The sequence below is a fragment of the Enterovirga sp. genome, assembly GCF_035325185.1.
Classification (GTDB): Bacteria; Pseudomonadota; Alphaproteobacteria; order Rhizobiales; family Beijerinckiaceae; genus Enterovirga.
In genome coordinates, this window is sequence record NZ_DAOLAJ010000093.1 from 1,190 (window position 1) to 13,683 (window position 12,494).

The 12,494-nt window shown below is 69.7% G+C and carries 13 protein-coding genes; 5 read left to right on the plus strand and 8 right to left on the minus strand.

What is annotated here, in order from left to right:
- On the plus strand, positions 1 to 490 hold a 490-nt coding region (locus PKD06_RS15410; RefSeq protein WP_324381592.1), incomplete at its 5' end, for a heparinase II/III family protein.
- A gap of 175 nt (positions 491 to 665) precedes the next feature.
- A complete protein-coding gene (gene purH / locus PKD06_RS15415) occupies positions 666 to 2,249 on the plus strand; it encodes a bifunctional phosphoribosylaminoimidazolecarboxamide formyltransferase/IMP cyclohydrolase (protein WP_324381595.1) in 1,584 nt (527 codons plus the stop codon).
- 10 nt (positions 2,250 to 2,259) lie between these two features.
- On the opposite strand, the gene PKD06_RS15420 is transcribed toward purH, so the two are convergent.
- Both PKD06_RS15420 and PKD06_RS15425 read right to left on the minus strand, forming a co-directional pair.
- Positions 2,260 to 3,633, minus strand: a complete 1,374-nt coding sequence (locus PKD06_RS15420) for an MFS transporter (protein WP_324381596.1) — start codon at positions 3,631 to 3,633, stop codon at positions 2,260 to 2,262.
- Positions 3,634 to 3,663: 30 nt separating this feature from the next.
- Complete coding sequence (locus tag PKD06_RS15425) at positions 3,664 to 3,843, minus strand: hypothetical protein (RefSeq protein WP_324381598.1); 180 nt, start codon at positions 3,841 to 3,843, stop codon at positions 3,664 to 3,666.
- A gap of 220 nt (positions 3,844 to 4,063) precedes the next feature.
- On the opposite strand from PKD06_RS15425, the gene PKD06_RS15430 reads away from it, so the two are divergent.
- Positions 4,064 to 4,513, plus strand: a complete 450-nt coding sequence (locus PKD06_RS15430; protein ID WP_324381600.1) for a heme-binding protein — start codon at positions 4,064 to 4,066, stop codon at positions 4,511 to 4,513.
- A gap of 79 nt (positions 4,514 to 4,592) precedes the next feature.
- The gene (locus tag PKD06_RS15435) at positions 4,593 to 6,557 is read left to right on the plus strand and encodes an AI-2E family transporter (protein WP_324381602.1); all 1,965 of its coding nucleotides are present in this window, start codon (positions 4,593 to 4,595) and stop codon (positions 6,555 to 6,557) included.
- A gap of 15 nt (positions 6,558 to 6,572) precedes the next feature.
- Here the strand turns inward: PKD06_RS15435 and PKD06_RS15440 are convergent, their stop codons facing one another.
- Complete coding sequence (locus PKD06_RS15440; RefSeq protein ID WP_324381604.1) at positions 6,573 to 6,809, minus strand: hypothetical protein; 237 nt, start codon at positions 6,807 to 6,809, stop codon at positions 6,573 to 6,575.
- 170 nt (positions 6,810 to 6,979) lie between these two features.
- Between PKD06_RS15440 and PKD06_RS15445 the strand changes: the two genes are divergently transcribed.
- Positions 6,980 to 7,519 (plus strand): hypothetical protein, encoded by a 540-nt coding sequence (locus PKD06_RS15445; RefSeq protein WP_324381606.1) that lies wholly within the window; start codon positions 6,980 to 6,982, stop codon positions 7,517 to 7,519.
- Between the two features lie 70 nt (positions 7,520 to 7,589).
- Here the strand turns inward: PKD06_RS15445 and PKD06_RS15450 are convergent, their stop codons facing one another.
- The 5 genes from PKD06_RS15450 to urtC all read right to left on the minus strand — a co-directional run.
- The gene (locus PKD06_RS15450) at positions 7,590 to 8,516 is read right to left on the minus strand and encodes a sugar kinase (RefSeq protein WP_324381608.1); all 927 of its coding nucleotides are present in this window, start codon (positions 8,514 to 8,516) and stop codon (positions 7,590 to 7,592) included.
- A 2-nt stretch (positions 8,517 to 8,518) separates the two neighbouring features.
- Positions 8,519 to 9,997 (minus strand): FAD-binding oxidoreductase, encoded by a 1,479-nt coding sequence (locus tag PKD06_RS15455; protein ID WP_324381610.1) that lies wholly within the window; start codon positions 9,995 to 9,997, stop codon positions 8,519 to 8,521.
- A gap of 67 nt (positions 9,998 to 10,064) precedes the next feature.
- The gene (urtE, locus tag PKD06_RS15460; RefSeq protein ID WP_324381612.1) at positions 10,065 to 10,760 is read right to left on the minus strand and encodes an urea ABC transporter ATP-binding subunit UrtE; all 696 of its coding nucleotides are present in this window, start codon (positions 10,758 to 10,760) and stop codon (positions 10,065 to 10,067) included.
- A 56-nt stretch (positions 10,761 to 10,816) separates the two neighbouring features.
- Positions 10,817 to 11,569, minus strand: coding sequence for an urea ABC transporter ATP-binding protein UrtD (gene urtD, locus PKD06_RS15465; protein ID WP_324381614.1), 753 nt, complete (start codon positions 11,567 to 11,569; stop codon positions 10,817 to 10,819).
- A gap of 4 nt (positions 11,570 to 11,573) precedes the next feature.
- Positions 11,574 to 12,494, minus strand: a 921-nt coding sequence (gene urtC / locus PKD06_RS15470) for an urea ABC transporter permease subunit UrtC (protein ID WP_324381616.1), incomplete at its 5' end; no start/stop codon positions are given.

Genomic DNA, 12,494 nt, shown 5'->3' on the forward strand with positions numbered 1-12,494 from the left:
CCGCCACAGGGTGCTTGAGGAGCTGGTGGGCGGACCTCCGATCCGCTTCCCGGACGAGGTCGCAGCCAAGGTCGAAGCGCAGGACGGCGGCGTCGAGATCACGAGCCGGCACGACGGCTACATGCGCCGCTTCAATCTGATCCACCACCGCACGCTGGCGCTCGGGGCATCGGGCCGTCGTCTGCTCGGCATCGACCGCCTGGCCGGAAAGCATGGCAACATGCGCTTGCGCCAGGATGTGCCGTTTGCCATCCATTTCCATCTGCACCCAACGGTGCGCTGCCGCCGCAGCGAAAATCCGAGTGTCGCCGTCATTGACCTGCCCGGCGGAGACACCTGGTGGTTCAGCCTCGAAGGCGCACGGCTTGCGATCGAGGAGAGCACCTATTTCGCCGATTCCGCCGGTCCACGCCGATCGCTTCAGATCGTGGCCCGCGGCGCGACCTTCGGCGAGACGGAGGTCCGCTGGGTGCTCGAAGGCCAGGACTAGAGTGTTTCTGGAAAAGTGGGGATCGGTCATGGCGGAGCCAGGCAAGTAACCAAGTCCGATAAGAGGCGCAAAAAAAACAAAAACCTAGAGCCGTTCCGCGATTTCACTAAAACCGGAACGGCTCTAGATCGACCACGCATCACGAACGGAAAATGTCCAAGGACACGAACGACCGATGAAAGATCCGAATCCCAGAATCCGCCGCGCGCTGATCTCGCTGTCCGACAAGGCAGGGCTCGACGATCTGGCTCACGCGCTCGCGCAATGGAACGTCGAGCTGATCTCGACCGGCGGCACGGCTGCAAAACTCAAAGGCGCGGGTTTCGCCGTCACCGACGTGGCGGACGTAACGGGCTTTCCGGAAATCATGGATGGCCGCGTGAAGACGCTCCATCCCGCGGTCCACGGCGGCCTGCTCGGTGTGCGCGGCAATCCCGAGCACATTGCCGCCGCCGAAAAGCACAAGATCGCGGCGATCGACCTCCTGATCGTCAATCTCTACCCGTTCGAGCAGACGCTCGCGAGCGGCGCACCCTTCGACGACTGCGTCGAGAACATCGACATAGGCGGCCCTGCCATGATCCGCGCCGCTGCCAAGAACCACGCCTCGGTGACCGTTCTCGTTGATGGCGACGATTACGCCGCGTTGCTCGCCGAGATGGCCGCAAATCACGGAAAAACAACGCCCGAGTTCCGCAAGCGGATGGCCGCCAAGGCTTACGCTCGCACAGCCGCCTACGATGGCGCGATCAGCAACTGGCTCGGCGCCGCGGCCGAAAGCGCCGAGGGCAAGGCAGACGGCTTTCCGCCCACCTTCTCGTCGCAGTACCGCAAGTCGATCGACATGCGCTACGGCGAGAACCCGCACCAGCGCGGCGCCTTCTACGTCGCGCGCAACCCCGACCCCGGCACCGTATCCAGCGCGCGCCAGCTCCTCGGCAAGGAGCTCTCCTACAACAATGTCGCCGACAGCGACGCCGCGCTCGAATGCGTGAAATCCTTCGCCGACCGGCCGGCATGCGTCATCGTCAAGCACGCCAACCCGTGCGGCGTTGCGGAAGCCGACACGCTCCTCGCCGCCTACGACCGCGCCTACAGGACCGACACCGAGTCGGCGTTCGGCGGCATCATCGCCTTTAATCGCGAATTGGATGGCGCAACGGCATCCGCCATCGTCGACCGACAGTTCGTCGAGGTGATCCTCGCCCCGTCCGTCACCGACGAGGCGAAGGAAGCCGTATCGGCCAAGAAGAATGTGCGTCTCCTGGCCACCGGGGAATGGCCCCTCGTCGCTCCGCCGCGCCTCGATGCGAAGACGGTCGCAGGCGGGCTCCTCGTGCAGGAGGCCGACCTCGCCCTCTACGACCGTTTGCATGTCGCGACCAACCGGCAGCCCACCGCGGCCGAGATGGCGGACCTCGTGTTTGCGTGGAAGGTCGCCAAATTCGTGAAGTCGAACGCCATCGTCTATGCCAAGGACGGCGCGACCGTCGGAATCGGCGCGGGCCAGATGAGCCGCGTGAACTCGTCTCGCATCGCCGCCATAAAGGCGGAGATGGCGGGGCTGGACGTCAAGGGCTCGGCCGTCGCGTCCGATGCCTTCTTCCCCTTTGCCGACGGACTGCTGGCCGCCGCGGAAGCGGGCGCCACGTCGGTCATCCAGCCGGGCGGCTCGATGCGCGACGACGAGGTGATCCGCGCCGCCGACGAGGCCGGGCTCGCCATGGTCTTCACCGGCCACCGCCATTTCCGGCATTGAGGCATCAAGCTCAGACGCGGAGGGCGCCCCGCATCAGGAGCGCCGCCGCGATGAAGAAGACCACGAGGATGAGGGGCGCGGCGGCGAGCGAGCCCGTCGCCTGGGTTGCCGCCGCGACCATGAGCGGGGCGAGGAACGAGGTCGCCTTGCCCGACATGGCGAGAAGCCCGAAATAGCGCCCGGCATCCGCCTCCGGCACGGAGCGGGCGATCAGGGAGCGCGCGGACGCCTGGAGCGGTCCGATCACCCCGCCATAGACCAGCCCGAGGACGAGGAAGATCTTCTCCGGCAGGCTCCCATAGAGGCCGGGGCCGCCCGGCCCGGTCTCGAGGAACAGCACCCGCCCCTTCCCGACCACCGCGAAGCCGAGGCAGACCACGACGAGGATGACGAGGGATCCCATGATCACGGATCGCGCGCCGAAACGGTCGTCGAGCCAGCCGCCGATCAGCGATCCGATCGTGCCGATGACGGTGAGCATGATCCCGAACAGCCCGAGTTCCGTCGCGCTCCAGCCGAACATGCCGGCCCCGTAGATGCCGCCGAAGGCGGAGACCGCGACGATCGCGTCCTGGTAGATGAGGTTGGCGGCGAGGAAGCGCAGGAGCGGCGGAGAGCGCCGCACCTCGGACAAGGTCAGGGCGAGGCGCCGCCATCCTTGCCGGACGGCCTCCCGGAGCGGCAGGCCGCTCGCGGGCGCGTCCGGCGTGAAGGCGAAGAGCGGCCAGACGAAGACGAGGAGCCAGATCGCCGTAAAGGGCCCCGAGGCGCGGTCCCCCTCGCGCAGGCCGGGATCGAGGCCGAAGAGGGGAGGAAGGCCGACGAGCGTGCGGCCGGTCTCCGGCCGCGCCATGATCAGGCCAAGCATCAGGAGAAGCGAGAGGAAGCCGCCGGCATAGCCGATCGCCCAGCCCCGGCCGGACAGGCGCCCGAGAGCGCGGGCGCCGACGAGGCGCACCATCATGGCGTTGTTGAACACGGCCGCGACCTCGGCCGCCACCATCGCGACCGCGAAGGCGCCGAGCGCCAGGGGGACGGCCTGGGGCAGGCCCGGACGCGCGAACCACAACGCCGCGGACGCGACCCCGAGGACCAGGCAGGAGGCCGCGATCCAGGGCTTGCGCGCGCCGTGGGCATCCGCGAGGCTGCCCAGGAGCGGCGACAGGAGGGCGAGCACGAAGCCGGCCGCCGCCGTGGCATAGCCCCAGAGCGCCTGTCCGCGCACGGCGTCGGGAGCCAGGACCCCCGCGAAATAGGGGGCGAAGATGAAGGTCGTGACGAGGGTGAAGAAGGGCTGGCACGCCCAGTCGAACAGCATCCATCCGAGCAGGGCGCGAGGTCCCGCCTGTCCCGGAGGATCGGGCGCGAGCGGGCCGGAAGGCACGGGCGGGAAGGAGGTCCCGGGCGGGCCGGGTCAGGCCGGCTCGGAGGGCAGGGTGCCGTCGATGGCGAGCGCGCCGACGCCCGGCCCGGGCTCGGCGGCGGCGATCGGAATCGGCCGCTGGATGATGGTCGCGATCACGTCCTCGTATTCGCGCAGGACCCGCGAGCAGAATTCGCGCATGTCCAGATCGAGGTCCTTCGAATCGCTCATGCCCCGCCTCCCGCAAGACGACGGGACGATGTGAGCGTCCTTTGGTAAAATTACTCTGAACGCGCGCCCTGCCGCCTTCGCAGGGTGGAAGGGGGCCTCCCTGCCCCGAAGGCGATCCAACCTCTTGTTCCCGCATTCTGTTTCCGCGGGGGCAAGGACTTCCCTTCCCCACCGCTTGCTCTATGGTTCGACGCCTTCCTTCTTCTGCGCGGATTTTTCCATGGCCAGCCTCACCCTCGCCCAAGCCTCGATCATCGTGGAGGCCGCTCTCGCCGAGGCGCGGGGCCTGGGACTCGCGCCGATGACGGTCGTCGTCCTGGATGCGGGCGGCCATGCGGTGGCGCTCAAGCGCGAGGACGGGTCGGGCATCCTGCGGGTCGAGATCGCCACCGGGAAAGCCTGGGGCGCGCTCGGCGTCGGCGCCGGAAGCCGCGTCCTCGCGGACCGGATCGCCACCGGGCCGGCGGGCGAGGCCTTCGTCTCCGCCGCCGCCATGGCGAGCGGCGGCCGGCTCGTCCCGGTTGCGGGCGGCGTCCTCGTGCGCGGCTCGGACGGCGCGGTGCTGGGCGCGGTCGGCGTCTCGGGCGACCTCTCCGACAAGGACGAAGCCTGCGCCGTCGCCGGCATCCGGGCCACGGGTCTCGCGGGCGATACCGGCGCGAAAGCATAAGGCCGGCGCGGCGGTCCCTGGATCGAAAGCGGCCCGACGCGCGTTGCCCGGAACCAGGCATGGCGTGGGGAACCGGGAGATGTCGCAGCCGAGCCAGGCGGAGGCCGAGGGCACCGCGCCCAAGTTCACGCCCGGCTCGATTCTCGCGGCCGCCCTCGTCATCGGCGGCCTCTATCTCAGCCGGGAGGTGCTGGTCCCGGTCGTCTTCGCGATCCTGCTGAGCTTCGTCCTGGCCATCCCGGTCGGGGCGCTCCAGAAGCTCGGCCTCGGCCGCAAGCTCCCCGTCGCCATCGTGGTCTTCCTGACCTTCCTGGCGATCGGCGTCGTCGGCACCGTCGTCGCGGGCCAGATGACGGAGCTGGCGGGACAGCTCCCGCGCTACCAGAGCACGATCCGCGAAAAGCTCGCCTCCCTCAAGGGCGCCGCCGGCGGCGGCCCCTTCGACCGTCTCCTCGACATGGGCGAGAGCCTGTCCCAGGAAATGGCGAAGGGCGCCAAGCCGGACGGGCTCGCGCCCCCGGCACCGATCCCGGTCGAGGTGACCGAGCCGCCCGCGGGCCCGGTGAAGACGCTGACGAGCATCGTCGGCCCCGCGCTGAAGCCGCTCGCCACGGCCGGCCTCGTGATCGTCTTCACGGTGTTCATGCTGCTCCAGCGCAGCGACCTGCGCAACCGCGCCATCCGCCTCGCGGGCTCGCGCGACCTCCAGCGCACGACCGCCGCCATGAACGACGCGGCGACGCGGCTAAGCAAGTTCTTCCTGGCCCAGGTCCTGCTCAACGCCGCCTTCGGCGTCGTGATCGCGACGGGATTGTGGCTCGTCGGCATCCCGAATCCGATCCTGTGGGGGATTCTCGCGGCGATCTCGAAATTCATCCCGTATTTCGGCGTCCTCATCGCCGCGGGCGGCCCTCTCGTGCTGGCCGCCGCGGTCGATCCGACCTGGACGTCCTTTCTCGTCACTGCCGGCTTCTTCGCCATCTCCGAATTCCTGGTCGGCCAGGTGATCGAGCCGCTCGTCTACGGCCATTCCACCGGCCTCTCGCCGGTCGCGGTGATCCTGTCGGTAACGTTCTGGACATGGCTGTGGGGGCCGGTCGGGCTCATCCTGGCGACGCCGCTCACGGTCTGCCTCGTGGTGCTGGGGCGCCATGTCGAGCAGCTCCGCTTCCTCGACGTGATGCTGGGCGACCGCCCTCCCCTCACCTTCCCGGAGAGCTTCTACCAGCGCGCCCTCGCGGGCGACGCGGCGGAGGCGATCGACAAGGCCGACGAGTTCCTGAAGGATCACAGGCTCGCGACCTTCTACGACGAGGTGGCGCTCGGCAGCCTCGCCCTCGCCCAGGCCGACCTCGCCCGCGGCGCGCTCGACGAGCGGCAGCTCGACCGCGTCGCGGCCACCATGACGCAGATGATCGAGGATCTCGGCGAGCACGAGGATCCCGACGAGCCGGCCGCGGAATGGTCGGCCGGGCTCGCCCGGACCGACGGGCACGACCCGGACGGGGACCTGCAGGCGAAGCTGCACCAGGCGAATCGCGAGGCGAGCCTCCTCGCCCGGATCGAGCCGGCGGATCTCGGGGGCTGGGGCGGGGATGAGCCCGTCCTGTGCATCGGCAGCCGCACCGAACTCGAACGGATCGCCGCCGAGATGCTGGCCAAGCTCCTCGGCAAGCACGGCATCGGCGCCCGCGTGGAGAGCGCCCATGCGCTCACGGCCGCCGGCGCCGAGCGGCTGGACCGGCCCCAGACCCGGATCGTCTGCCTGTCGAGCCTCGATCCGGGCGCCCCCGTCTATCTGCGCTACGCCGTGCGCCGCCTGCGCCGGCGGCTTCCGGGCGCCCGGATCGTCGTCGGAATCTGGGGTATCGACGCCGCCTCCCTGGAGACGATGAAGGAGGCGACCCATGCCGATTTCTGCGCCGTCCGGCTCGTCGAGGCCGCCGGCTTCTGCCTCGCGGAGGCGGGCCGCCACGCCTCTCCCGCGGCGGCGCAGGACGGATTGGCCGTCCTCGCCGCCCCGCACGCCGCCGCCGGCGCCTGAGAGCGGGCCGGACCGTCAGGCCGCCGGCAGGTCGTCCGGGTCGGAGGGCGAGGGGATGATGCGCCCAGGCTCGTCGACGCGCCACAGGAGCCCCTCCGCCTCCAGCACGCGATAGGCGGCCTCGCCGGGCTCCATGCCCTCGCCGCACAGCGCCTCGAAGCGGGCGAGCAGGCTTTCCGCCCGGGCGCCGCCCCGCTCCGCGACCGCCTCCCGCCACGTTTGCCGAAGCTTGCGGCGAGCGACGAGCGGCATGCGGCTTCCTTCCCGTTCCCCGAGGGCTTATACGGCCCTGAATCGAGCGCCCAGCCGCTCGGTCGCCTTGGTGCGATCATAATGTGCCGCCATGACTGCGCGCTCGGACGCGGCGACGTCAACGGCAAAAGCCATGCTTCGACGATGCGTTCCGAGGGTTTCGAGGTGACATGCCGGTTGTCGATCTGAGACAGGAATTGACGCGCCCGCCCGCGTTGATCCTCGGCGCCTTCGCGGCGCTGGGCTGGGTGCTGTTCGGCCTTTCCTCATGGTCGGCGGCCTCCGTCCAGAAGACGCAGCGCCTCCAGATCATGGAGGCGACCGAGAAGAGCGAGCGGCTGAATGCCGAGCTGACGCGCCATGTCGCCGCCTCGGCGAGCATCGCCGACCTCGAGAAGAAGGTCCTCGCCACCCGCGAGGAGCTGACGCGCATGTCCGCGGTCAAGGCGGATGTCGGCGCGGAGATCGCGAACGCCCAGCGCCAGCTCACGGCGGCCCGGCGCGACGTGACGGAGGCCGACCGCACTCGCGCGCTCCAGGGACAGAAGCTCACCGACGCCCAGCCTGATGCCTCCGACGGAGCCGCCGCCGCCCCGGAGACCGATGCCGCGCCGCCCCCGACAGGCGTCGGCCGCAAGAGCCGGCGGGGCCGCTGGTCGCGCCGCGGCCGCTCCTATCGCTCCTATTCCATCATGAGCCGCTCGCGCTGAGAAACGCATCCGGCGTCGGCGGCTCGCAGCGGAACCCTCTCCCGCTGGCGGGGAGAAGCAGGGGCGGCTCTCACCCTTTCGCCGCGACGAAGCGCTCGACCTCGGGACGATACGGAATGGGCGTCACGGCCCCCTGTCCGAGCGTCTTCAGGGCCGCGGCCGCATTGGCGTAGTCGGCGGCCTTGAACGGGTCGCGATGGCGCAGCCATTCCGCCAGGAACGCCCCGCCGAAGCAGTCGCCCGCGCCCGTCGCATCCACGGCCGCGACCCGGCGCGCCGGGATGGTGCGCCGCTCCGACACCGTGGCGACGAGCACGCCCTCCGAGCCGAGCGTCATGGCGACGATCCCGCAGCCGAGCCTCAGGTAGAAATCGGCGATCTCGTCCGGCGTCTGGAGCCCCGTCAGCTTCCGCGCATCGTCCAGCCCCGGCCGGGCGACGTCGGCCCCCGCGATCGCCGCGTGGATCACCGCCCGCGCCCGGTCGAGCGGCCAGAGCGAGGGGCGGAAATTCGTATCGTAGGCGAGAAGGCCGCCGTTCTCGCGGCCGTGGCGGATGGCGGCGAAGACCGCATCGGCGGCACCCGACGAGATGGCCTGGCTGATCCCCGACACGTAGAGCAGCCGCGAGGATGCGATCTGGTCGAGGGGGAGATCGCGCGGGCCGACAAGGCTCGCCGCCGAGCCGGCGCGGCGATAGCTGAAATGATGCCCGTCCGGTCCGTAGTTGATGAAATAGAGGCCGGTCGCCCCGCCCTCGACCAGGCGCACGGTGGAATGGTCGATCCCCTCGCGCCGCCACAGGTCGAGGATGGCGCGGCCGAAGGCATCCTCGCCCAGATGCGAGAAGACCCCGACCCGCGCCCCCTGGCGTGCCGCCGCGATCGCCACGTTCGAGGTGTCGCCCCCGATGCCCTGCCGGAAGAAGGTCTCGCCGTCGCGCCCGGTCTCGGCAAGCTCGTAGAGCGGCTCGCCGAAAGCAAGGATGTCGAGCGCCATGATCACCTGACCTTTCGCGTGGGGAGGGCCGCGGGGATATCCTCGCCCATCGCGAGGACCTTGCCGGGATTGAGGATGCCGCGCGGATCGAGGGTGGCCTTGAGGGTTCGCATCAGGTCGAGCGCGACCGGATCCTTGTAGTGGGGCAGCTCGTCGCGCTTGATCAGGCCGATGCCGTGCTCGGCGGAGATCGAGCCGTCCATGGCCTGGACGATGTCGTGGACGATGCCGTTGAAGGTCTCCCAGGAGGCGAGAAACGCCTCCTTGTCCATTCCGACCGGCTGGCTGAGGTTGAAATGGATGTTGCCGTCGCCGAAATGCCCGAAGGGCAGCGGACGGACGCCCGGCATGGCCGCGATGCAGGCCGCGCTCGCCTCCCGGATGAACTCGGCCACGCGCGACACCGGCACCGCAACGTCGTGCTTGACCGATCCGCCCTCGAAGCGCTGCATCTCGGAAATGCGCTCGCGCAGGAGCCAGAGCGCCTGGCGCTGCGCCTCGGAGGCGGCGATCGTCGCATCCTCGACATGTCCCGCCTCGATCTCCTCCGAGAGCACGATCTCCAGGAGCCCGGTCAGGTCGGCCTCCGCGCGCGGCGAGGCGAGTTCCACGAGGGCGTAGGAATCGTGCGTGCCCGCCAGCGGCTCGACGGAATCGGGGGCGTGCTTCAGCACGATGTCGAGGGCGAGACGCGGCAGGTATTCGAAGGCGACGAGCGATTCGCCCGCCTCCTTGCGCAGGCGCGAGAAGACCGCGAGCGCCGCCTCGGGCGAGACGCAGCCGACGAAAGCGGTGGCCCGCGCCTTGATGGCGGGGAAGAGCTTCAGCACCGCCGCCGTGATGATCCCGAGCGTGCCCTCCGAGCCGACGAAGAGGTGGCGCAGGTCGTAGCCGGTATTGTCCTTGCGCAGGCCCTTCAGCCCGTTCCAGACCCGGCCGTCCGCCAGCACGACCTCGAGCCCGAGCATCAGCTCGCGCGCATTGCCGTAGCGCAGGACAGCGGTGCCGCCGGCATTGGTGGCGAGGTTGCCGCCGATCCGGCACGAGCCCTCGGAGGGCAGCGAGAGCGGGAAGAGCATGTCGTGCGCCTCCGCCGCGGCCTGGACGTCGAGAAGCACGCAGCCCCCCTCCACCGTCATCGTCGCGTTCAGTGGATCGATGGCGCGCACCTTGCTCAGGCGCGCGAGGGACAGGACGATCCCGCCATAGGGCACCCCGCCGCCGACGAGCCCCGTGTTGCCGCCATGGGGAACCAGGGGAATGCCGGCCGCCGCGCAGGCCCGGACCACGCCGGCCACCTCGGCCGTCGAGCCCGGCCGCACCAGGGCCAGGGCATGGCCCTGGTAGAGGCCGCGCTCCTCCCGCAGCGCGAGGGCGAGATCCTCGGCGGAGGTCCTGACATGCTCGGGCCCGACGATCGCCGCGAGGTCGCCCAGGAACGCATCGGATTCGGGACGAGGCGGGGGCGCGTGAGAGGTCATGGGCGACACATCGCGCGATGCGCGCGCCGGGGCAATGGCTGTTTGCGCTCCGCCCCCCGGATGATGCTCAGATGGCCATGCGGTCGCGCACGTCGTCTCCTTCCAGCTCCTTCCGGCCGCCGGACATCACCACCTCGCCGCGTTCCAGCAGGATGAAGCGGTCGGCGAGCTCGCGCGCGAACTCGAAATATTGCTCGACCAGCACGATCGCCATGTCGCCGCGATGGCGCAGATAGGAGATGGCGCGGCCGATATCCTTGATGATGGAAGGCTGGATGCCCTCGGTCGGCTCATCGAGGACGAGAAGGCGCGGGCGCGTCGTCAGCGCGCGGCCGATGGCGAGCTGCTGCTGCTGGCCGCCCGAGAGATCCCCGCCGCGCCGGTGCAGCATCGATTTCAGCACGGGGAAGATGTCGAAGACCTCGGGCGGCACGTGCCTGTCCTTGCGCTTCAGGGGGGCGTAGCCGGTCTCGAGATTCTCCCGGACGGTGAGGAGCGGGAAGACCTCGCGCCCCTGCGGCACATAGGCGATTCCCTGGCGCGCCCGGTCATAGGGCCTGAGCCGCGAGATATCTCGGCCGTCCAGCTCCACCTTGCCGCCCGCGATGGGCCGGTGGCCGACGATGGCGCGCATGAGGGAGGATTTCCCGACTCCGTTCCGGCCGAGCACGCAGGTCACCTCGCCGAGCCTCGCCTCCAGCGAGACCCCGCGCAACGCCTGGGCGGCGCCGTAATAGAGAGAGATATCGTCGACGCTCAGCATGGGGAAACCTCCAGCCTCTCCCCGCTGGCGGGGAGAGGCAGGTGCCGCGGGCCCGTTCATCGTCCGAGATACACTTCGACCACCCGCTCGTCGGCCGAAACCTGGTCGAGCGGACCCTCCGCCAGCACCGAGCCCTCGTGCAGGCAGGTGACCTTGACCCCGAGATCGCGCACGAAGGTCATGTCGTGCTCGATCACGACCACCGAGCGGGTCTGCGCGATCTCGCGCAGGAGGTCGGCCGTGTCGGCGGTCTCCTGGTCGGTCATGCCGGCGGCGGGCTCGTCCACGAGGAGAAGCTGCGGCTCCTGCGCCAGCAGCATGCCGATCTCGAGCCATTGCTTCTGGCCGTGGCTCAGCTCGGAGGCGGGCCGGGAGCGCTGGCCGCTCATGCGCACGCGCTCCAGAAGGGTGTCGATCCGCTCCTGCTCCTGCGCCGTCCTGCGCGCGAAGAGGGTCGGGAAGGGCCGGCGATCCGCCTTCAGCGCAAGGCGGATATTGTCCTCGACCGTGTGCATCTCGAAGACAGTCGGGGTCTGGAACTTCCGGCCGATGCCGAGCTGGGCGATCGAGACTTCGTCGAGGCGCGTCAGGTCGTGCGTGCCCGCGAAGATGGCCTGGCCATCAGTCGGGCGCGTCTTGCCGGTGATGACGTCCATCATGGTCGTCTTGCCGGCGCCGTTCGGGCCGATGATGGCCCGCATCTCGGCCCGGCCGATGGTCAGGGACAGGTTGTTCAGCGCCCGGAAGCCGTCGAACACGACCGAGACGCCGTCGAGATAGAGAAGGGCGGTGGTGACGGGCAGCGTCATGGCTCTACCTCGCTCCAGCCGGCGCGGCCGGTGCGGAATGCTCGACGCCGTCCTCGTCCATGGTCTCGGGCTCGGGCGGCCTGCGGCGATAGCCCCAGGCTTCGAGGAAGGTGCCGAGGAGGCCCTTCGGCAGGAAGAGCGTGACCACGACGAACAGCGCGCCCAGCGCGAAGAGCCAGAATTCGGGCAGGACGCCGGTGAACCAGGTCTTGCCCGCATTGACGGCGAGGGCGCCCAGCGCCGCCCCGGCGAGGGTGCCGCGCCCGCCCACCGCGACCCAGATGACAGTCTCGATGGAATTGGCGGGCGCGAATTCGGACGGGTTGATGATGCCGACCTGCGGCACGTAGAGCGCCCCCGCGATCCCCGCCAGCATGGCCGAGACGGTCCAGACGAAGAGCTTGTAGTGCTCGACCCTGTAGCCGATGAAGCGCGTGCGGCTCTCCGCGTCGCGGATCGCGACCAGCACCTTGCCGAGCTTCGAGGCGACGATCGCCCGGCAGAGGAGATAGCCGAGCGCGAGGGCCAGGGCCGAGCAGAAGAACAGGGCCGCCCGCGTCTCCCGCGCCTGGATCGGAAAGCCGAGGATGTCCTTGAAATCCGTGAGCCCGTTATTGCCGCCGAACCCCATGTCGTTGCGGAAGAAGGCGAGGAGCAGCGCATAGGTCATCGCCTGGGTGATGATCGAGAGGTAGACGCCCGTCACGCGCGAGCGGAAGGCGAGCCAGCCGAAGACGAAGGCGAGGATGCCCGGCGCGAGCAGCACCATCACGGCCGCGAAGGGGAAATGGCCGAAGCCCCACCAGTACCAGGGCAGCTCCTTCCAGTTCAGGAAGACCATGAAATCTGGCAGGACCGGGTTCGCATAGACCCCGCGCGCCCCGATCTGCCGCATCAGGTACATGCCCATGGCGTAGCCGCCGAG